Source organism: Williamwhitmania sp. (genome assembly GCA_035529935.1).
In the GTDB taxonomy this organism is placed as follows: domain Bacteria; phylum Bacteroidota; class Bacteroidia; order Bacteroidales; family Williamwhitmaniaceae; genus Williamwhitmania.
Genome location: DATKVT010000106.1, coordinates 1 through 18,915, shown reverse-complemented (window position 1 = coordinate 18,915; position 18,915 = coordinate 1). Strand labels below are relative to the sequence as shown.

Annotated in this window: 18 protein-coding genes; 7 read left to right on the top strand and 11 right to left on the bottom strand. The window is 46.2% G+C overall.

The annotated features are described in order from the left end of the window. Positions 1-1,230, bottom strand: a complete 1,230-nt coding sequence (hydF, locus tag VMW01_08330; GenBank protein ID HUW06255.1) for a [FeFe] hydrogenase H-cluster maturation GTPase HydF — start codon at positions 1,228-1,230, stop codon at positions 1-3. A gap of 391 nt (positions 1,231-1,621) precedes the next feature. Here hydF and tnpA point away from each other — a divergent pair, with 391 nt between their 5' ends. Beyond that, the gene (gene tnpA / locus VMW01_08325) at positions 1,622-2,083 is read left to right on the top strand and encodes an IS200/IS605 family transposase (GenBank protein HUW06254.1); all 462 of its coding nucleotides are present in this window, start codon (positions 1,622-1,624) and stop codon (positions 2,081-2,083) included. A gap of 185 nt (positions 2,084-2,268) precedes the next feature. On the opposite strand, the gene VMW01_08320 is transcribed toward tnpA, so the two are convergent. From VMW01_08320 to VMW01_08310, 3 genes are all read right to left on the bottom strand, one after another. Beyond that, positions 2,269-3,714 (bottom strand): lyase family protein, encoded by a 1,446-nt coding sequence (locus tag VMW01_08320; GenBank protein HUW06253.1) that lies wholly within the window; start codon positions 3,712-3,714, stop codon positions 2,269-2,271. Positions 3,715-3,781: 67 nt separating this feature from the next. Further along, positions 3,782-4,948, bottom strand: coding sequence for a sigma-54 dependent transcriptional regulator (locus VMW01_08315; protein ID HUW06252.1), 1,167 nt, complete (start codon positions 4,946-4,948; stop codon positions 3,782-3,784). A gap of 25 nt (positions 4,949-4,973) precedes the next feature. Next, on the bottom strand, positions 4,974-5,906 hold the full coding sequence (locus VMW01_08310; GenBank protein ID HUW06251.1) for a hypothetical protein: 933 nt from the start codon (positions 5,904-5,906) through the stop codon (positions 4,974-4,976). Between the two features lie 249 nt (positions 5,907-6,155). Here VMW01_08310 and VMW01_08305 point away from each other — a divergent pair, with 249 nt between their 5' ends. Genes VMW01_08305 through VMW01_08295 form a run of 3 tightly spaced genes read left to right on the top strand, consistent with a single transcriptional unit; the run spans position 6,156 to position 8,288 of the window. Then, complete coding sequence (locus VMW01_08305; protein ID HUW06250.1) at positions 6,156-6,677, top strand: sigma-70 family RNA polymerase sigma factor; 522 nt, start codon at positions 6,156-6,158, stop codon at positions 6,675-6,677. Next, positions 6,667-7,245, top strand: coding sequence for a hypothetical protein (locus VMW01_08300; GenBank protein HUW06249.1), 579 nt, complete (start codon positions 6,667-6,669; stop codon positions 7,243-7,245). Before VMW01_08305 ends, VMW01_08300 begins: the two co-directional genes overlap by 11 nt. A 56-nt stretch (positions 7,246-7,301) precedes the next feature. Then, positions 7,302-8,288 (top strand): hypothetical protein, encoded by a 987-nt coding sequence (locus tag VMW01_08295; protein ID HUW06248.1) that lies wholly within the window; start codon positions 7,302-7,304, stop codon positions 8,286-8,288. A 1-nt stretch (position 8,289) separates the two neighbouring features. Here VMW01_08295 and pbpC read toward each other — a convergent pair whose 3' ends face one another. Beyond that, positions 8,290-10,617: a penicillin-binding protein 1C gene (pbpC, locus tag VMW01_08290; GenBank protein HUW06247.1), complete on the bottom strand. Its 2,328-nt coding sequence runs from the start codon at positions 10,615-10,617 to the stop codon at positions 8,290-8,292. Between the two features lie 164 nt (positions 10,618-10,781). Here pbpC and VMW01_08285 point away from each other — a divergent pair, with 164 nt between their 5' ends. The 3 genes from VMW01_08285 (at position 10,782) to VMW01_08275 (ending at position 12,924) form a co-directional block, all read left to right on the top strand. Further along, positions 10,782-11,054 (top strand): hypothetical protein, encoded by a 273-nt coding sequence (locus tag VMW01_08285; protein ID HUW06246.1) that lies wholly within the window; start codon positions 10,782-10,784, stop codon positions 11,052-11,054. Positions 11,055-11,162: 108 nt separating this feature from the next. Further along, positions 11,163-12,266, top strand: a complete 1,104-nt coding sequence (locus tag VMW01_08280; protein ID HUW06245.1) for an AAA family ATPase — start codon at positions 11,163-11,165, stop codon at positions 12,264-12,266. A 1-nt stretch (position 12,267) separates the two neighbouring features. After that, positions 12,268-12,924, top strand: a complete 657-nt coding sequence (locus VMW01_08275; GenBank protein HUW06244.1) for a DUF4276 family protein — start codon at positions 12,268-12,270, stop codon at positions 12,922-12,924. A 286-nt stretch (positions 12,925-13,210) separates the two neighbouring features. On the opposite strand, the gene VMW01_08270 is transcribed toward VMW01_08275, so the two are convergent. From VMW01_08270 to VMW01_08245, 6 genes are all read right to left on the bottom strand, one after another. After that, positions 13,211-13,522 carry a helix-turn-helix transcriptional regulator gene (locus VMW01_08270; protein HUW06243.1) on the bottom strand — a complete coding sequence of 104 codons (312 nt, stop codon included), beginning with the start codon at positions 13,520-13,522 and terminating at the stop codon, positions 13,211-13,213. Further along, positions 13,503-13,868, bottom strand: a complete 366-nt coding sequence (locus tag VMW01_08265; protein ID HUW06242.1) for a type II toxin-antitoxin system RelE/ParE family toxin — start codon at positions 13,866-13,868, stop codon at positions 13,503-13,505. The genes VMW01_08270 and VMW01_08265 overlap by 20 nt, the downstream gene beginning before the upstream one ends. Positions 13,869-14,093: 225 nt before the next feature. Beyond that, positions 14,094-15,440 carry an ABC transporter permease gene (locus VMW01_08260; protein ID HUW06241.1) on the bottom strand — a complete coding sequence of 449 codons (1,347 nt, stop codon included), beginning with the start codon at positions 15,438-15,440 and terminating at the stop codon, positions 14,094-14,096. A 19-nt stretch (positions 15,441-15,459) separates the two neighbouring features. Continuing rightward, entirely contained in the window at positions 15,460-16,389 is a 930-nt protein-coding gene (locus VMW01_08255) for an ATP-binding cassette domain-containing protein (protein HUW06240.1), read from the bottom strand. Between the two features lie 804 nt (positions 16,390-17,193). Beyond that, a complete protein-coding gene (gene dnaJ, locus VMW01_08250) occupies positions 17,194-18,354 on the bottom strand; it encodes a molecular chaperone DnaJ (GenBank protein HUW06239.1) in 1,161 nt (386 codons plus the stop codon). 45 nt (positions 18,355-18,399) lie between these two features. Then, positions 18,400-18,915 (bottom strand): nucleotide exchange factor GrpE (locus VMW01_08245; GenBank protein HUW06238.1); only part of this gene is annotated, 516 nt, incomplete at its 5' end.

Below are 18,915 nucleotides of genomic sequence, written 5' to 3'. Positions count from 1 at the left end.
CTACAGGTATTCTCTAGGGTCGGATTGCTGGTTAGTGAATGGTGCAATAGCCCGGTTGTAAATTCCTTGAACGTAGGCAATGGCCATGCCGTAGTTGGTTACCGGAACGCCAGCCTGAACGGCGGGACGAAGCCGGTTCATCAGCTGCTTACGAGTAATTACGCAGCCTCCGCACTGTATTACCAACGCATAATCCTTAATGTCGGTGGGCAGTTTATCCAGCCCGGTTACCACTTCAAACGTTAGCTTCTTGCCGGTGAATTGGCTAATCCAGCGGGGAATTTTCACCCGGCCAATATCGTCGCAGGAGACGTGATGGGTGCAGCTCTCTAAAATTAGAATTTTATCACCATCCTTGAGCGTTGCAATTTTGGGTGTGCCTTTGAGGTAACTCTCAAAGTCGCCCTTGAAGCGCGCCAGCAGCGTGCTGAAGCTGGTGAGCGGAATATCGCGTGGAATTGCCGCGTCGGCCTTGTTGAAGATTTGGCTATCGGTGACTGCCAGCGCTGGCTTGATGCCAGTTTTTCTTAGAAATCCATCTACCTCCCGCTCCTTAAGAACAATGGCGACGGCATCGTTGTCGAGCACGTCCCGTATTGCTTGCACTTGTGGCAGAATGAGCCTTCCTGCTGGTGCCTCCACGTCGATGGGGGTTATGAGCAACACCACATCGCCGTAGCCAACAAGGTCTCCAAGGAGAGATGGCGCCTTGAAACTATACTCTGGAATAGTTTCCTTAACAACTTTTAGCAGCGGCTCTAACCCCTCCTTTTTTAGCGCACTGATGGCTACCACTGGAACGTGGTAACGGTCAGCTATAGTAGTGGAGAATTCGGGAAGAAGCGGTCTACGGTCGCTCTGGTTGTGGACAACAATAAAAGGGGTGTCTGTCTTGGCAAACTCCTCTATCAGCATCTCCTCGCTACCATTAATGTTGTTGCTGGTGACAACAAGCAAGGCAAGGTCCGCTGACTTAATAGACTCCAAAGTTTTCTCAATCCTTAGCCGTCCCAACTCGCCCTCATCATCAATGCCGGCGGTATCAATCAGCACGACGGGTCCAAAACCAGTAATCTCAAACGACTTCTTTACCGGGTCGGTGGTGGTGCCAGCCACGTCGGAAACGATGGCCACATCCTGACCTGCCAAAAAGTTGATGGTTGTGCTCTTACCCGAGTTTCTTCTGCCGTAAATGCCAATATGAGGAAACGATTCTTTGCCCTTTGCCATTGGAAATTTTTTGTAAAGATAGCAGTTGTTGGAGTTGTCGCAAAAAGGAGGCATTTTAATTAAGGTAAGCGTTAAAATTACAATTATGTTGATGAGTTTTGGTGGTGCCTTTTTACCAATTGAGTCAAGTTTTTTGATGTTTGGCTAGGTAGCCTTAGCATTCTGTTGGATTGATTATTCAACCAAACGGTCGCCCCTAGCAGGACTAATTTGATGTGTTTTTTGAATTCATTTACGCGATACGGAGTGCCGAAGGCACGAAAGTATGGTAGAAAATTGCGAGGGTGTAAATTTGAAGTGCCGAAGGCACGACACATTTGTATTGATAGGCCCAATATTGTAAATTTATGCATCTTAGATATTCTAGTATGTCAATAAAACATTAATAAAGATGTCAGTCACCTATACTCAAATAAATGTCCACTGCATTTTTGCAACAAATGGGCGTGAAAACATTCTAACTGCTGACATTCGTCAAAGACTCAATCGATATGTGAGTGGTATCATCAAGAGTAATGAAATGTTTCCTCTGGCAGTAAATGGATTTGTAGATCATTTACATATTTTTTTTGAGTTACCACCTACTGCCTCCCTTGCACACGTTATTCAGATAATTAAGGCCAGTTCGTCAAAATGGATGAATGAGAATCATTTTATGCCGGGAAAATTTTCTTGGCAGACTGGTTATGCAGCATTTACCTATAGTCGTTCTCAACGAGACGGCGTGATTCAATATATTATGAATCAGGAACATCGTCATGCCAATAAAACATTTAGAGAAGAATATTTGGAGTTTCTAAAGAAGTATGAGATAGATTTTGACGATAGATACCTGTTTGAATTTTATGATTAGGCTCTGTCGTGCCTTCAGCACTTAGCTCCATATTGGTGGCCTTATTATTCTACCATACTGTCGTCCCTTACGGGACTAATTTGATGTGATTTTAGAATACAATTGCGCGATACGGAGTGCCAAAGGCTCGGCAGTATGGTAAAAAATTAAGAGTGGGTGATTTGTAGTGCCTTCGGCACTACAAATTAACTCTCTCCTAACTCTTTAAGAGAGAACCCCAACTTTAGCAGGTTGTCGGGTGCAAGCAACTGCGCCATTTGCTCTTCGGGGAAGAGTTGCAATGCCTTGTTTGCCTCAAATATGCTGCAATGTTTTTTGCGCATGTGCTTCGACAGTTCAGCAGCACGGTGGTAGCCAATGTAGGGCGTGAGTGCAGTGGTAATAGAGGGGCTTTGGAACAGTTTCTCGGCTGCCGCCTCAGCATTCACAATCAGGTGTTCCCATAGGTTGTTGCCCAGCGTTTGGTTGGCGGCTATGAGCAGTTTCAACGAGTCGAGCAGCGCGTGACCAATGGCAGGCAGGTAGGCATTCAACTCTAAAACTCCCTGTCCGCAGAGTGATGATATCAGCTGGTCGTTGGCGTAGACTTTATGCGCTACGCTTACCACAAATTCTGGGATTACCGGATTCACCTTCCCTGGCATAATGGAGCTACCAACCTGCCGATTTGGAATAGCGAGTTCACTGGTGGAGGCAATATCGGAGGCGAGGAGGCGCAGGTCGCCCACCATCTTTTCTAAGTTAACGGCGTGAGCTTTCAGCGTGGCGTGAATCTCCACAAAGGTGTCGAGGTTGGCTGTGGCCTCCATACGATTTTCGCTACGGGTAATGGGAAGGCCGGTTAGTTTTTGCAGCGCTGGCACCACCTCCATAATGAAGTAGCGCGGCGCACCCATGCCAGTACCAATGGCTCCGCCACCAAGATTCACTACTTTAATACGCTCAAAGCATTTGGACACCCGCCACCAGTCGCGCGAAAGGGCGTCGGCATAGCTGCTAAATAGTAGCCCAAACGACGATGGAACCGCCTCTTGCATTTGGGTGTAGCCCACCCGAATGGCGTTACGGTTGCTCTTCTCCTTTTCCTCAATCTTGCTCCTAAGTGTGTTGATGGCCTCCTCCAACTTTTCGAGGAGTTGAATGGTGGCAACCCTCAGTGCTGTTGGGATAACGTCGTTAGTACTCTGGAATATGTTTGCCTGTTCAATGGGATCGCAAAGGTCGTATTTGCCGGGCTTTTCACCCATCTTAATCAAGGCGAGGTTGGCAATAATTTCGTTTACGTTCATGTTGATGCTCGTCCCGGCTCCACCTTGCACGGCCGGAACAATGAAATGGTCAAAGTGTTTTCCCTCCGAAACCTCTTCGGCAGCTTCAATCAGGGCTTTAACCACCTTGTCCTCCATAAGTGCAAAGGGGATTTTGTCTGGAGTATAACTTTCTGTGGTTGCCTTCTTAAAGTTTTGGTAGGTGAGGTAGCAGGCCAACTTGGTTAGCCCCACGGCTCTATACCACTCGGCATGAAATCGGGTGGTGTCGGGAAAATTCTCCACCGCTCTCACTGCATGAATGCCGTAGAGCGCATCGGATGGTATGCTTTTATCGCCAAGAAAGTCGTGCTCTATTCTCATCGAGAAAAATGTTTAGAGACTAAAGATAATACTAGTTGACCACTTTTACTATTTAGACAGCCTTGGACTAACCAAACATGGGGCTAGCGAATTGCTTTACATCGTCGATTGTAATCTCCTTGCCACTAAGAATTATGAGCCGCTCTACCACATTCTTCAACTCCCTAACATTGCCTCGCCATTCATTTTGGCTCAACGCCTCCACCGCATCGGTGGTAATCTCTTTTCGGGCTGTGCCCAACTCGTTACAGAGGATGGTGAGGAAATGCTCTACTAAAATTGGAATGTCATCTTTTCTCTCTGCAAGCGATGGAACTCTTATCACAATTACGCTCAACCGGTGGTAGAGGTCCTCGCGGAAGCTTCCTGCTTCAATCTCCTTGATCAGGTTCTTGTTGGTTGCCGCAATTACTCTCACATTCACCTCAATATCCTTATCACCTCCAACCCTTGTTATTTTGTTTTCCTGTAATACACGGAGCACCTTGGCTTGTGCCGATAGGCTCATGTCGCCAATTTCGTCGAGGAAGATAGTGCCATCATCGGCTTGCTCAAATTTTCCTTTTCGCTGCTTTAATGCTGAGGTAAAGGCTCCCTTTTCGTGACCGAAGAGTTCGCTTTCTATGAGCTCCGATGGAATGGCTGCACAGTTCACTTCCACAAATGGACCAGACTCACGACTGCTCATCGCGTGAAGCTGGCGTGCCACCAACTCTTTTCCTGTTCCGTTCCCACCTGTAATCAGCACTCGAGCATCGGTGGGAGCCACCTTCTGGATAAACTCTTTAACCTTGTTGATAGCCTCCGATTTGCCAATAATTTCGAAGTTGGAGGATAGCTGCTTCCGCAACATCCTAGTTTCCCTAACCAGCTTAGTTCTATCGGTGGCATTGCGTATGGTAACTAAAATGCGGTTGAGATCGAGCGGCTTTTCCAAAAAGTCGAAAGCCCCCTTTTTTATGGCTTCTACAGCAGTGTCGATGTTGCCATGACCGGAAATCATGATAACAGCAACCTCCGGATGATTTTGACTGATGCTCTCCAACGCCTCAATACCATCGAGCCCCGGCATCTTAACGTCGAGCAGCACTAGGTCGAAACTGTTATTGTTAAGAAATTCTAGCCCTTCTTCACCCGTTCCGGCAACCTCTACCTCGTGCTTTTCATACTCCAGAATATCTTTCAACGTATTGCGAATGCCTTTTTCATCGTCGATAACCAGAATTCTTGCCATAATTTTATTTTAGTATTGTCTGTTACTAAAAAGAAGTGTTGCCGTTGGAGTGAATAATGTCCCACATGGCACCCTCCTTGAGCGCATAGCACGATTGTATAATGCGGCTTATGCCCGTTTTTTTGATAACAAGATGGGTAAAAATGCTAGCAACCACAATCATCTCCACGCGCATGGGTTCCATCCCCGGCATGGTCATTCGTTCCTTTGTGGTTGATGTAAGAAGCCTTTGGTGAAGTTGCAGATAAGCGTTCATGTCGATGGGTTGCGATGGAGGAATGCAGCGGTCGTTACCATTAGAAAGTACCGCACGGTAAGTATCGAATGAGCCAGAAGAGCCAACCAATACTTGTGGTTTGTGAATAGCAGCAGCATCAAAAAGTATTCGCAGTTCCATCTCCAGATAGTCTTCTATCTGGCCAACCTCGGTAGGTGTAATTGGGTCGGAGGGGGTAAATTGCTCCAGCAGTCGCGACATGCCCAACGGAAAACTTTGCTTGAAGAATATTTCGTTTTTATTGGCTATGATAAGTTCATTGCTGCCGCCACCAATATCCATAATGAGGTGCTTTTCGGTAGAAAGATCCACCACTTGTGAAACACCACGATATATCAGCTCAGCTTCGCGTTCACCGGATATTATCTCAACTTCAACGCCAAATTTTTCACGAATTTGCCGAACCAAGTCATGACCGTTTGCTGCGCTTCGAAAGGCGGAGGTGGCAAATGCAAAGATTTTGTCCACGGCTCTCCGCTCTATCACATGCATAAGCGTTTGAAAGGCTACAAGGCCTCGCTCCATAGCCTCAGGGAGAATGGTTTGGCTATTGATTCCACCCTTGCCCAACTTAACCGGATGCTTGCTGCTCAGCTCCGTTTGGTATCGACCATTGTTTACCACACTGGCAATGAGCAGGTTAAATGTGTTTGTGCCTAAATCGATGATGGCTATGCGCATATTCTGGATTCTGCTTCTTGATTAGCAAATATTGTGCAATAAAGGTAATCACTAATTGGTTAAATTCGCACCGCTATACCCAATCAATTCTATTGCCTTAATTTGATGCGTTGAGTCAAATAAGATTAGGTAAGATGATTAAACTTGGCTCTATATTCTGTACTTACGGCTTAATGGAATACTGAGACAAAAAATGTAACAAGCGGCTTGGTTGCATAACTAAGTTTGCAGATTGAATCATAGATGTTAATGAATAACAAGGAGACGACATTCAAAAAGGTCATTTCGGATAACGAGGAGCGGATTCGACGAATTTGCTCTTACTATGCGCCCACCGACGAGGACCGAAAGGATATGTTTCAGGAGATAATGATCAATGCATGGAAAAGCATTGACTCGTTCCGAGGCGATTCCACTGTTGATACGTGGATATATAGGGTAGCCATTAATACCGCGTTGGGGTTTGCCGGAAAGGAGTTTAAGCGCATGCGATTCACCGTAGGTTTCGATCCGGTGGTTCTTTCCAACCTTGGCTTTCCAGAGGAGGCAGGTGAGGTTCTGGTTCTGGAACAAAAATTTAGCAAACTTCAGGTTTCTCTTAATCAACTTTCGGTAATCGAAAAGGCCATTATGTCGTTGGTAATGGAGGGTGTTAGTCACCGGGAGATAGCCGACATTATTGGATTAACGGAGCCAAACATCAGGGTTAAGGTGCACAGAATTAAGGAGTCGTTAAGAGAATCGTTGAAGGGAGGTGACTATGAAGAATAAACTTTTTGCCAAAAATACGAGCCCAAAGGATACCATCAAAGACATGGATAGCTTTGTGTCGAAAATGAAGGTTGAGGATGAGCGTAATCTGAGGATTGCCAAGGGAATGTATGTTGTTTATTTTGTTATGATTTTTGTGTATGCGGCCATTTATTTTGCTAATGTATTTGCTGATTTTACTGTTTTTGAGCGGATTACTGGAGCTTGTTACGTTGCCGCATTTATTCTATTTGCCTTTATCTTTCGTAAGCAAAAGAAAGATCTATTAGCGGTTAGCTACGCTGTACCTGTTGTAGAAATGCTACGAATGGCAGAAAGGCGATACCGTTTTTGGCGACCTGAGTTGTGGTATGCCTTGGTCGGTATAGTGATAGTCGATATTGGATCGTCCATTAACATGTGTCAGCATATTGAAGGTGATATGTCCTGGCTTAATAAAATGTTGAGTGTTCATGCAGTTTTGATTCCAATTTGGGTTGCAGCTTTTATGGTAGGTGTATGGAAATATCGGCGACGTTTCCGCCCTATCTATCTCTTTGCATGTGAGGCTTTGGCTGATATTGAGTAACCTTTTAGGGTTTTTGTAGAAAAAGTAGGAACATTACCTTTGCTAAAAAATTTGCTATGTTGTTGCTTCGTCACCTTGCATTCTTTTTTCTTCTTGCCTCGGTTGGTTTGAACATGGCTGAAGCCCAGCCATACATTCCCGTTGGCTACAAATTGCAGCATGGTTTAATTATTGAAAACGGCAAGGATACCTCCGTGGTTTTAAGATCGTTTACACAGACTAAAAAGTGCTACTTCTTTGTTGTAAACCCTAGAAACCTCCACACAGCAGTGGTGGTCGATAGCGCCCTGCTCTTTATTCCCGAAGGGCAGGAACAGATTTTTCAGCAATTCAGAAGAACTGCTTATGTTAAGGCTATAAAGGAGGCGGAACTTCGTTCAACTCAGCTGCAAAATGCAGGTATTATCAGTCTTCCAAGGATTGCCAAAGGTGTAGACCTAACCATTGACCTTTGCCCTTCACACCTACCGCTCGCTAGGGAGTTTTTTATGGAGTTGGTAAACACGCTAAAGACGGTGCAGCGACCGGTCCCGTTGGCTATTTCCATCACTGGCTCTTGGATGAGAGAACACCCAACCGATTTTATGTGGCTACTTCAACAGGAAAAGGAGGGAAACATCTCCATCACATGGATTAACCACTCATACCACCACCGTGTGAGCAAAGAGCTGCCGCTCAAGGAGAATTTCTTGCTGGAGAAAGGAACGAAAATCAGCGATGAAATTTTGCTTACAGAGAAAGCGTTGCTTGTCAAGGGTGCTGTGCCATCGCCATTCTTTCGATTCCCGGGTTTGGTGTCCGACAAGGCCGTGTTCGATAGTGTCCTTGCCTATGGACTAATTCCAATAGGCTCCGATGCATGGCTGGCCAAAAACCAAAAGCCACAGTCGGGGAGTATTGTGCTGGTTCACGGGAACGGTAACGAGCCGATAGGACTGAAAAAGTTTCAGAAGTTGCTTTCCACACAGCGCGACAGTATATTGGCCGGTCGCTGGATGCTATTTGACTTGAGAGAAAGCATGGCCACTGACGAGCAACAGTAGCCTACTTTTTCCCAATAATCTCAATTCTTACGGAGTATGATTCTCCACTGTCGTCCACAAGCAGTAAGGTGTGTGGCCCCGGTTCGGCCATCACCTCAAGGTCGTGGGTGCCGGTAGTCTTCCCAAGGTATCGGTCGTCCAGATGCCAGTAAATGGTGGCTTTAGGGTTTCGGTGCGATGCCTTCCAAATTGCCTTGCTTCGGGTTCCGTCGGCTTGCAGAGGTAGGTATAGCTTGGTTCCGGGGTAGGGGTATATCAATCCAATGGAGTGACTTTGTGATAGGTTATCCTCGCAGCCCGGTTTAAAGGGCGGCAGCGGGTGGTAGTCGCTGTGCGTTTTCCGGTAAAACCACTCCTGCACGGGTGGTAGCACAAACCAGCTGCGCGTTACCATCTGTGATACCGATACGCAGCGGTCGGTAACTCTGAAGTGCTCGCTTTTATCAAGATGGACGGTGGTATGGTAGGGGCACACCTTAGTGAGATTTACCACGTCGGGTATGGATTGAATGGCGGTTTCGGGACAGTCGGGCCCGGCAATACAGCCGCTTTTTAAGCAAATTTTGGCCGCCTTCATGTCGTAAATAGGTTCGTCAAACCACGGTGAGGTGGGCAGCATACCAAAAACATCGAACATGATGGGGGCTGCGTAGCCCACTCCTGTAAGACCGGGACAACCTTCTCCATCGGCGTTTCCAACCCACACACCCACTGCATATTTTGGTGTTACCCCAATGGCCCACGCATCGCGGGAGCCGAAGCTGGTACCCGTTTTCCATGCAATTTTTTGTGGTGAGAAGAAGAATCGCCAGGTGCCCTGCTCCTCTGGTCGACGTGCCTCGGTGACGGCATCCAGCGCAAACCACACGGATGCTGGCGAGATGCCCGCGGTTGTTGTTTGTAGCTGTGGTTTTACGTTCTTGCTCTTTACGTAGGAGATATTCATTGTGTTCTGGTCCGGATTTTCGAGCTTGTGGGCAAAGGCTGCATAGATGCCTGCAATTTCCCATAGCTTGCCCTCGGCACCTCCAAGAATGATGGAGAGCCCGTAGTGGGATGGAGGTTGGCGCAGGGTGGTCATGCCCATATCCTTCAACTGCTGGTTGAACTTCTCAATGCCATAGCTGCGAAGCAGTATTACGCTGGGAACGTTGAGCGACCGACTCAACACCTCGTTGGCCGGAACCATGCCCTCGTAGCTTTTGGAGAAGTTGGCCGGACTGTAGCCTGCAATGGAGATGGGAATGTCGCTTACCAGCATGTGTGGTAGCAGCAAGCCCTCGTTGAGCATGGAAGCGTAGAGCAGCGGCTTTAGCGTGCTGCCGTAGCTGCGCTCGGCGGTGATAATGTCCACCTGACCACCGTGCTCGCGACCCTCCACGGGGGTGTTACCCACATAGGCCAGCACGTTACCTGTTGTAATGTCGAGCACCAGCACTGCAGCGTTGTTGATGTTGTTGCCATGGTAGAGCTCAAAATAGCGAGCCACCGTTTGGTTCACACGCTTCTGCAGCCCAATATCGATGGTGGAGTGGAGCCGTTGTCCATCCATTCCCTCAGTGGCGGCGCGAGCCAACAGGTGAGGGGCAATGTCGGGTAGGGGATGGGGTGGCCCGGGTACTGGCTCATCTTTGGCGCGTGAGCAGGTTTCACTGTCGATAATTCCTTGCTGCTGCATTTTGTCGAGCAGGTGGTTACGCTTGGCAACCAGCAGGTCTTGGTTTTTTCCGGGATAGATAAGTGAAGGAGCATTGGGCAAAACAGCCAACGTAGCCGCCTCGGCCCAGCTCATATTCTCGGGCGGAACACCAAAGAAGCGCCAGGCCGCAGCATCTATCCCCACCACGTTACCACCAAATGGGGCGTTGGAGGCGTAGAGCCGCAGGATGTGTGCCTTGCTATAGGCCAGCTCCGTTCGCACCGCCACCACCGACTCAATTAACTTCTCCCAAATATTCCTATCCTGCCCCTTTCGGGCAATGCGGGCCAGCTGCATGGTAATGGTGCTTCCACCGCTCACAATTTTTCCCTGTCGGATGTTCTGCACCAAGGCTCGTCCAATGGCAATGGGATTAACGCCGGGGTGGTAGTAGAAGTATCGGTCCTCAAAGCAAATGAGCGCCTTTTTGTAGCGCATGGGAAGGCTGTCGCTTTCAGGAAATCGCCACTGCCCGTCGGTGGCAACCCTTGCACCCAGCAGCTCGCCGTTGCGCGCCAGCAAAACCGTGGAGTTGGGGTCGTGAAAATGAACGGGACGGATGGCCAAAAAGCCAACGATGAGTATAGCTAGGATTAGGAGCCGGTGGTGCCGGAGTGCGCTGCGCAGCATTTGCCCTGCTTTTTAAATTTAAGCTGCAAGGTAGCAGAATTGGACGAAAAGTGAGCGGGTTGGCGAAAAAGTCAGTGGCTGATTTGGCAAGAAAGAAGGCAACTTAGCCTGAATGATTATGTGTTATGGTTTCTTTGGGCGATTAGAAGCGCGAGCCACGGCCCATGCCCAAGAAGGCAGCGGGTACCGATGCCGGATCGTTTGCCGTGGAGGGTGTGCCCACCATGACCTTTGGCACCGAGGATTCCAAGGGCTACAACTTTAGCTACTACGAGATTTGGCACACCGAGCGCGACCTCTACAACAAGAGCATTGTAGAGTATCAGGAGCACACCTCCATTGTTACGGCCATTGTGGAGTATGGCATCGCCAACCTCAACCACCTCCTCTCCCGCGAGGGTTACTTTGCACCGGAGAAGGAGGGGCAAAAGAAGTAGCTCTATATAGTCTCTTTGTGAGTAAGCCCTGCTTGATTATCTTGCAGGGTTTTTTTCAATCATTTAATATATAGCTTATCTTTGTTGTGAGTTAATGAAGTTGGATCTATGATTGAATATATAGAGATAGAGGGATACAAGTCGATTAAGCAGCTGAAGTTGAAGATGCGGCCAATTAATATTCTAATTGGAAGCAACGGTGTTGGCAAGAGTAATTTTATATCGTTCTTTAAATTGGTGAATGCCATTTTTAACCAGCAGCTGCAACGCTACGTCAAGGAAGAAAAGGCTGACAACCTACTCTATTTTGGAAGGAAAACGACTGCGAAACTTTTTGGAAAGTTAATTTTTAGCACTGATGGAAAGAACAACAATGCTTATCACTTTACTTTAGCTCAAAACAAGGAGGGTGGATTATTTATTGAGAATGAAGCTTCCGGTTTTAATGTTTTTAGAGATAATAATTATAATAATTATTTTGATGAATCAAATCTTGACGAAAGTAGAAGAGCCATTTTAAATACAACAAGAGATAATTATCTGCGTGAGTATATCTCCAATTTATTGGTATTCCATTTTCATGATACATCATCAACATCATTATTGCGAAGAGGATGCGATATTAATGATAATGGTTATTTGAAACAGGATGGTAGAAATCTGCCTGCATTTTTATACTTTCTAATGGTAAAACACCCTATTGTTTTCAGTAGGATTGAAAAAACTATACAATCGGTTGCACCCTATATTTCAAAATTCATTTTAGAACCAAATCGTTTAAACGAAAAGGAGATAGAGTTACGTTGGGTCGATAGGGGAGACTTGGAATCCAACTTCTCTGCCTATCAGCTATCGGATGGAACGCTGCGCTTTATTGCCTTGGCTACCTTGCTAATGCAACCGGAACCACCTGCTGTGATTATAATTGATGAACCGGAGTTGGGCTTGCATCCATTTGCCATTGGGAAGCTTGCTGCCATGATTCAGGTTGCCGCGTCAAAAACACAGATTATCGTTGCTACCCAATCGCCCGGATTAATCAGCCATTTTTCACCCGAAGATGTGGTTGTAATGGATAAAAGTGCCGAGGAAAACCAGACCATTTTTACCCGATTGAATTCTGAATTGTTAGAGGTTTGGTTAACGGACTATACTCTGGGTGATTTGTGGGAACGCAATATTATTAATGCAGCACAACCGTTTACCAAATAGTATGAAACGGATAATTATCATAAGCGAAGGGCAAACCGAACAGTCATTTTGCAATAATATATTGCAGCCACACCTTAATGAACGCGGTATTTACATTGAGAATCCTGCAATAAAAAAAACCGGTGGAGGCATTGTACGGTGGGAAGCTTTAAAACATCAGGTAGAGACTCATCTGCTCCAAGATAAAACAGCACATGTAACAACCCTGATTGATTTTTATGGTCTATATGCAAATATGGATTTTCCGGGTTGGCAGCATTCCCTTAAGCTTATTGATAAGAACCATCGTTTGGCTTTTCTGGAGAAATCGATGCAAGAAGATATTCGACCCGATCTACAGCGAAGGTTTATGCCATATATACAACTCCATGAATTTGAAGGATTGCTATTTAGCGATATTGATGTTTTTAGTAGGAGTTTTGAGCCGGGCGAGTTTTTAAATTACCAGTATTTAGAAGAAACAATTGATGAGCATCCCAATCCAGAGATGATTAATGATAGCCGAGAAACCGCACCATCGAAAAGGTTGATGAAAATTATAAAAGGGTACAAGAAAGTGGTTTACGGCTCAATATTAGCGGACGAGATCGGTCTTAACAGAATCCGATCCAAATGTCCTCGCTTTAATGAATGGGTAACCGGATTAGAGTGCCTATAGTCAATTATGCATTTGAATCGAAGCGGTTTTAGCGCAAAAGCACTATTTGCCGCTTTTTTAGTTCTACCTAACGGGATTTTAGTCCTTTGTTAAGGGGCGGTTCTACTTCTCAATATCTTGGTGCGTTCAGCTGTCTCGACAATTTGTCAGCACTTTATTTAGAATTATGCATACTTCACAAGTAAATATGCCCATCGCATACTGCATTGGGCGCACTACCCATATTCATAGTCAGAAGTGTCAACCAACCATCCGTAAGAATTAGCCTATAAGAGTATGCCTATGCTTAAGAAATGGTTAGGGTAATTTGCTTGCCAAACCCAATTTCAATCAGCCGGTAAAGCGTGGAAAGTTGAATGTCGCTATGGCCATTTTCGATTCTGGAAATGAAACTTTTTCTTGTACCCGTTTTTTGTGCAAGCTGCTCCTGAGTCATGTTTGCCAACTTGCGCTCCTCCCTAATTATTTCACCAATGGCAAAAGCCTTTGCTTTAATTTCAAACTCGGTTCTTTGCTTTGAGCCAGCAGCACCATAACGCTTTTCAAGATGCTCTTCAAATGTTGTTATTGCTGCACTGTTATTGTTTTCTGTTTTCATTACTTCTAAGTTTAGTGGCAAAATAGTCGTCCTTAATTTTCAAGGCTTTTTCAATTTCATTTTTGGGGGTCTTCTGTGACTTCTTCTGAAAACCATTGAAAAGAACCACTAGAAATCCTTCGTCAAAACAGCAGAATATTCTATAAATATTGCTTTCGAACTCAATACGGATTTCAAACAAACCATCGGTTCCCTCCATGTATTGAAAGAATTTTCTTGGAATTCTTTCTGCCGTAGCAATCAAAAATAGCACGTAATCAATTTTGTCCTTTACTCTTTCAGGTTGAGAATCAAAGAACTCATTGAAGTAGTTTCGAAAGAATATAAGTTTTCTCTTTCTATCCATCGCACAAAGTTAACTAATAATGGAACAATATTCAAGTGGTAATATCAAAGGTGTGGGTGATGTATTACAGAAAATATTCTGAACATGTGGTATGACTAAAGAAATTATACAATTATCATATCATACTATGAAGCAATGAGTCACGAAGATACAAACCCGCAAACCCCTCAACAAAAAGCCCCGGAAACTCTCCGAGGCTTTTTGCTATTTATGGTGCGGTGGTTGCTAGTTGTGGTAGCGAATCCACTTCATAATCTCCTTCCATGAGGTCTTCTTTCCATACATCAGAATTCCTACGCGGTAGATCTTACCCGAGAGCCACGTCATTCCAATGAACGAGCCAACGAGCAGAGCTGCCGAAAGGGCCAGCTGCCAGTCGGGCACTCCAAAAGGTATGCGAGCCATCATAATAATGGGGCTGGTAAAAGGAATCATGGAGAACCAGAACGAGAGTGCTGAGTTGGGGTTTTGGAAGGTGCTCATCATTATTACAATGGAAAGTATGAGCGGTATGGTCACCGGTAGCATAAACTGCTGCGTTTCGGTTTCGTTATCCACCGCAGCTCCAACGGCCGCAAACATGGAGGCATAGAGCAGGTATCCACCAATGAAGTAGAATATGAAGCATCCTACAATGTAGGGTATGTTGGCACTGCCCATGGCGCTGAAAATGGCTTCGACCTTATCGGGGGCGGGAGCTGCTTGAGCCGCATTGGCCACCATGGGGTTGTTAGACGCATTATCCATCACATTCTGCACCTGAGTTGTGGTGGTGTTGTCTTTCAGCAGCACAGTTTTGGCCACTGTAACAATGCCGGTGGTAAGCATTACCCATACGAGCATCTGCGTAAGTCCAACGGCTGCAATTCCAAGAATTTTACCCATCATCAGCTGGAACGGCTTCACCGAGGAGATGATTACCTCCACAATGCGGTTGGTCTTCTCATCGATAACCCCACGCATAACCTGAACACCAAAGAGGAAGATAAACATATAGATGGCAAACCCCGATACGTAGGCAATGCCCATCGACAATCCGGTACTACTCTCCTTTTCCGTTCCATCGGCATTCCACTGTATGGTACGCATGGACACGTCGGTCTTTACCTTCTGAAGTATCTCGTCGATATTGGCAATGTTGTAGGCGGCCAGTTTCCCCTTTTCAATCTCCTTGCTGATGGCATTCTCAATTGAGTGCTGCAGGTCAAGATTGGGTTGCTCCTCCGAAAAGAATCGAACGCTGTTGGGGTTGTTTACTATGGAACGGCCAATAAATAGCACGCCATAGTATCCGTCCTTCTTGAAGTCCTTACGAACCTGCTCAAGTGTTGTATTCTGCAGGTAGGTGAATTTGAGATTATCCTTGTTTGGTAGCTTGTTGGTAAAGTAGCCCGACTCATCTATCACCGCAATATTCTTCTGGCTGTCGTCCGAGGAATACATGGCCACAAGGGCAGGACCAACCATAAGGGCACCAAAAAATACGGGCCCAAGCAGTGTCATTATGATAAACGATTTCTTGCGTACCCTAACCAGAAATTCACGCTGTAGTACTAAAAATATCTTATTCATGGCAAATCATTTTTCAGGGTTAGTTTTTATTCTGGCTGTTGTAGCTCTGAACCACCTTAATAAAGACGTCGTTCATGCTTGGAATAACCTCGTTGAAGCTGAGTATTTCCAAGTGGGGCATCAGCTGCGAAATAAGCCTGTTCTCGTGCGAAGAGTTGAGCACCTTTACCACGGCCTTCTTCATCATCTTTTCCTCCCACTCCTTCTCCAGCACATAATCGCTGGTAAGCGCTAGCTTAAGGTCCTCGCTACCACGGTAGCCAATCTCAAACTTGTTCTCGCCGTATTGCTGGCGGATGGTGTCTATCTGACCGCTGAGAATGTTGCGCGACTTGTTTATGAGGGTGATGTTGTCGCAGAGTTCCTCCACCGAACCCATATTGTGGGTGGAGAATATAATGGTGGAACCATTAGCCTTCAGGTTGAGAATCTCCTCCTTCAGCAGGTTGGTGTTAATAGGATCGAAGCCGCTAAACGGTTCGTCGAAGATGAGTAGCTTGGGTTCGTGGATTATGGTTACAATAAACTGCACCTTCTGGGCCATTCCTTTGGAGAGCTCTTCCACCTTTTTATCCCACCAGGCCTGTATCTCGAATTTGCGAAACCAATACTTCAGCTTCTCCATTGCGGCCTGCTTCGAAAGGCCCTTCAGCTGTGCCAGATAGAGGGCCTGATCGCCAACCTTCATTTTTTTGTAAAGCCCACGCTCCTCTGGGAGGTAGCCAATTTGGTAGATATCGTCGGCCTTCAGCGGTCGGCCTTCAAAAAGTAGGGTTCCCTTATCGGGGGCAGTAATCTGGTTGATAATACGAATGAGCGTTGTTTTGCCTGCGCCGTTTGGTCCAAGCAGCCCAAAGATGCTGTTGGCTGGAACAGCAATGCTCACATCATCCAGAGCCAAATGGGTGGCAAACCGTTTCTCCACGTTATCCGCTCTAAAAATCTCCATAGCAATTAAATATATGGTTCAACAACTATCCGCGGCGGTTATCGCCCACGGTATGATTAAAACTATTCTCTTTTTTTTCGGAAAGCAATTTACACTCTTTTTGCAAGAACATTTTGATGTAGTTCCCTTATTAGTGTCGTGCTTGGTATGAATGTTACAAAAATTGAAAAATTCTTTTTGACGGGTTTTTTGGGTGGATAGTAGCATGGGGAGAAGGGTTGATTATTTCCCATGACGTTTAAAAAATCTTTCTGTCACCCGTTCCGGGTTCAATAGCGCAGCGCACTTTTTGGCTATAATCATGCCAGCCCTTTGGGCTTTAAGAGTAGTGTGTCGATGTTGCCGAATAACTCCGAAGGAGTGGAATGATTATAGCAGTGCGATTTTAGATGAGAATTAGAATTCCGAAGGGATGACAGAACCAAAAGGAAGAGTCGTGTTGCGCTGCTCTAAAGTCATTCTTTCCATTGGGGCTTAAGATCAGGAATGATGGAGTGACTAATTTTAATATTATTAGAGGTGTTCTCAATTCATAAATATTTAAATCTAGTTTGATTCCCAAGATTACTTCTGCCCCCGTTCCGGGGTTAGGTAACGCAGTACAGTTTTTGCCTATAATCACGCCAGCCCCTCGGGCTTTACAAGCAGTGTGTCGATGTTGCCAAATAACTCCGAAGAAGTGAAAGGATTATTGAACAGGTGACACAGATGAGATTAGAATCCCGTAAGGATGATGGAATCAAATGGATAGGATACCGTTAAATAAAAACTCCGAATCTCATTGAGATTCGGAGTTTGGTATTATTAACCGAAGAAATTTTTCATTCGTTCGAAGAAGTTTCGGTCGTTGGCGTCGGGGTTCGGTGTGTAGTTTTCCGACTCAGCCATCTTCTCCACCACCTTCTCCTCTTCACGGGTCAGCTTTTTCGGAACCCACACGTTTACGTGCACCAGCAGGTCGCCACGACCATAGCCATTCACATCAGGAATTCCCTTGCTTCTCAGTCGTAGAATTTTTCCAGGTTGGGTGCCGGGATCAATCTTTATCTTAACCTTACCATCCACAGTAGGCACCTCAATGGTTGAACCAAGAGCTGCCTGTGGGAAGCTGACAAACAGGTTATGGATGAGGTCGTTTCCATCACGGATGAGGTCTTGGTTTGGTTCCTCCTCAATGAGCACGAGCAGGTCGCCATTAACTCCTCCACGGCGGGCTGCGTTGCCACGACCCGAAACGGAGAGCTGCATCCCTTCTGCCACACCTGCCGGAATACGGATTTCGATAACCTCTTCGCCGCGCACAATACCTTCGCCGTTGCAGGCGGTGCAGGGGTGAGTTATTGTTTTGCCATCGCCACCGCAGCTAGGGCAGGTGCTCGATGTTTGCATTTGGCCAAGAATGGTGTTGCTAATGCGGGTTACTGTCCCTGTGCCTCTACAGGTGCTGCAGGTGGTGTAGCCATTGCTGCCTTCTGCACCGCTTCCATTACACTTTTTACAAGTAACGTGCTTATTAACTTTTATTTTTTTCTCCACGCCATTGGCAACCTCCTTAAGGGTGAGCTTTACCTTGACACGAAGGTCGGAGCCACGGCTAACCCGTCGGCCGCCTCCTTGCGATCCGGATGAAAAACCGCCAAAACCGCCAAAATGTCCTCCAAATATGTCACCAAAATGAGAGAATATGTCATCCATGGTCATTCCGCCGCCACCGAAGCCGCCACCACCCATGCCCCCATTCCCTAGCCCTGCGTGACCGTATTGGTCGTAGCGTGCACGCTTGTTGTCGTCGCTCAGCACCTCGTAGGCTTCTGCTGCCTCCTTAAAGTTTTCCTCAGATTGCTTATCTCCAGGGTTTTTATCGGGATGGTACTTGATGGCCATCTGCCGGTATGCCTTCTTAATTTCGGCGGCGGATGCATTCTTTGAGATGCCTAGTATTTCGTAATAGTCGCGTTTTGCCATTGTGTTGTAACCCTAAGTAAAATATGTAAATCACAAGTATTGCTGTTACTCGCCCACAACCACTTTGGAGTAGCGAATAACTTTCTCGTTGAGCAGGTATCCCTTCTGAACAACGTCAACAACTTTTCCCTTGGCACTCTCGTCGGGTGTGGGAATTTTGGTAATTGCCTCATGCAGGTCGGTGTTGAGCTCATGTCCAATGGCCTCAATTTCTGCTACACCTTGGCGCTTTAAAAATTCATCAAATTTATTGGCAATGAGATGAATACCCTCCTTTACTGCCTGCAAGTCGGTGGATTGTTCAATGGATTTCATGGCACGGTCGAAATCGTCAACCACGTGCAGCAGTTCTACAATCACCGATTCTCCGGCAGTTTTAATTAGATCTTCTCGCTCCTTGCGAGAACGTTTCCTAAAGTTGTCGAATTCGGCAGAGAGCCTTAGGTAGCGATCCTTCGATTCAGCCAACTGCTCCTCCAACGATGGGCCAGTAATCTGTGGTTGTTCACCTTCAACCTTTTCGTTTTCCGTGCTCCCTTCTGCAGGAGCATTATCCTTAAC

Bases quoted from the DNA above. Each gene is read 5' to 3' on its own strand.
- dnaJ (HUW06239.1), bottom strand. From the start codon at position 18,354: ATGGCAAAACGCGACTATTACGAAATACTAGGCATCTCAAAGAATGCA.
- VMW01_08260 (HUW06241.1), bottom strand. From the start codon at position 15,440: ATGAATAAGATATTTTTAGTACTACAGCGTGAATTTCTGGTTAGGGTA.
- tnpA (HUW06254.1), top strand. From the start codon at position 1,622: ATGTCAGTCACCTATACTCAAATAAATGTCCACTGCATTTTTGCAACA.
- VMW01_08280 (HUW06245.1), top strand. From the start codon at position 11,163: ATGATTGAATATATAGAGATAGAGGGATACAAGTCGATTAAGCAGCTG.
- VMW01_08265 (HUW06242.1), bottom strand. From the start codon at position 13,868: ATGGATAGAAAGAGAAAACTTATATTCTTTCGAAACTACTTCAATGAG.
- VMW01_08275 (HUW06244.1), top strand. From the start codon at position 12,268: ATGAAACGGATAATTATCATAAGCGAAGGGCAAACCGAACAGTCATTT.
- hydF (HUW06255.1), bottom strand. From the start codon at position 1,230: ATGGCAAAGGGCAAAGAATCGTTTCCTCATATTGGCATTTACGGCAGA.
- VMW01_08310 (HUW06251.1), bottom strand. From the start codon at position 5,906: ATGCGCATAGCCATCATCGATTTAGGCACAAACACATTTAACCTGCTC.
- VMW01_08300 (HUW06249.1), top strand. From the start codon at position 6,667: ATGAAGAATAAACTTTTTGCCAAAAATACGAGCCCAAAGGATACCATC.
- VMW01_08305 (HUW06250.1), top strand. From the start codon at position 6,156: ATGAATAACAAGGAGACGACATTCAAAAAGGTCATTTCGGATAACGAG.
- VMW01_08320 (HUW06253.1), bottom strand. From the start codon at position 3,714: ATGAGAATAGAGCACGACTTTCTTGGCGATAAAAGCATACCATCCGAT.
- VMW01_08285 (HUW06246.1), top strand. From the start codon at position 10,782: ATGCCCAAGAAGGCAGCGGGTACCGATGCCGGATCGTTTGCCGTGGAG.
- VMW01_08255 (HUW06240.1), bottom strand. From the start codon at position 16,389: ATGGAGATTTTTAGAGCGGATAACGTGGAGAAACGGTTTGCCACCCAT.
- VMW01_08295 (HUW06248.1), top strand. From the start codon at position 7,302: ATGTTGTTGCTTCGTCACCTTGCATTCTTTTTTCTTCTTGCCTCGGTT.
- pbpC (HUW06247.1), bottom strand. From the start codon at position 10,617: ATGCTGCGCAGCGCACTCCGGCACCACCGGCTCCTAATCCTAGCTATA.
- VMW01_08270 (HUW06243.1), bottom strand. From the start codon at position 13,522: ATGAAAACAGAAAACAATAACAGTGCAGCAATAACAACATTTGAAGAG.
- VMW01_08315 (HUW06252.1), bottom strand. From the start codon at position 4,948: ATGGCAAGAATTCTGGTTATCGACGATGAAAAAGGCATTCGCAATACG.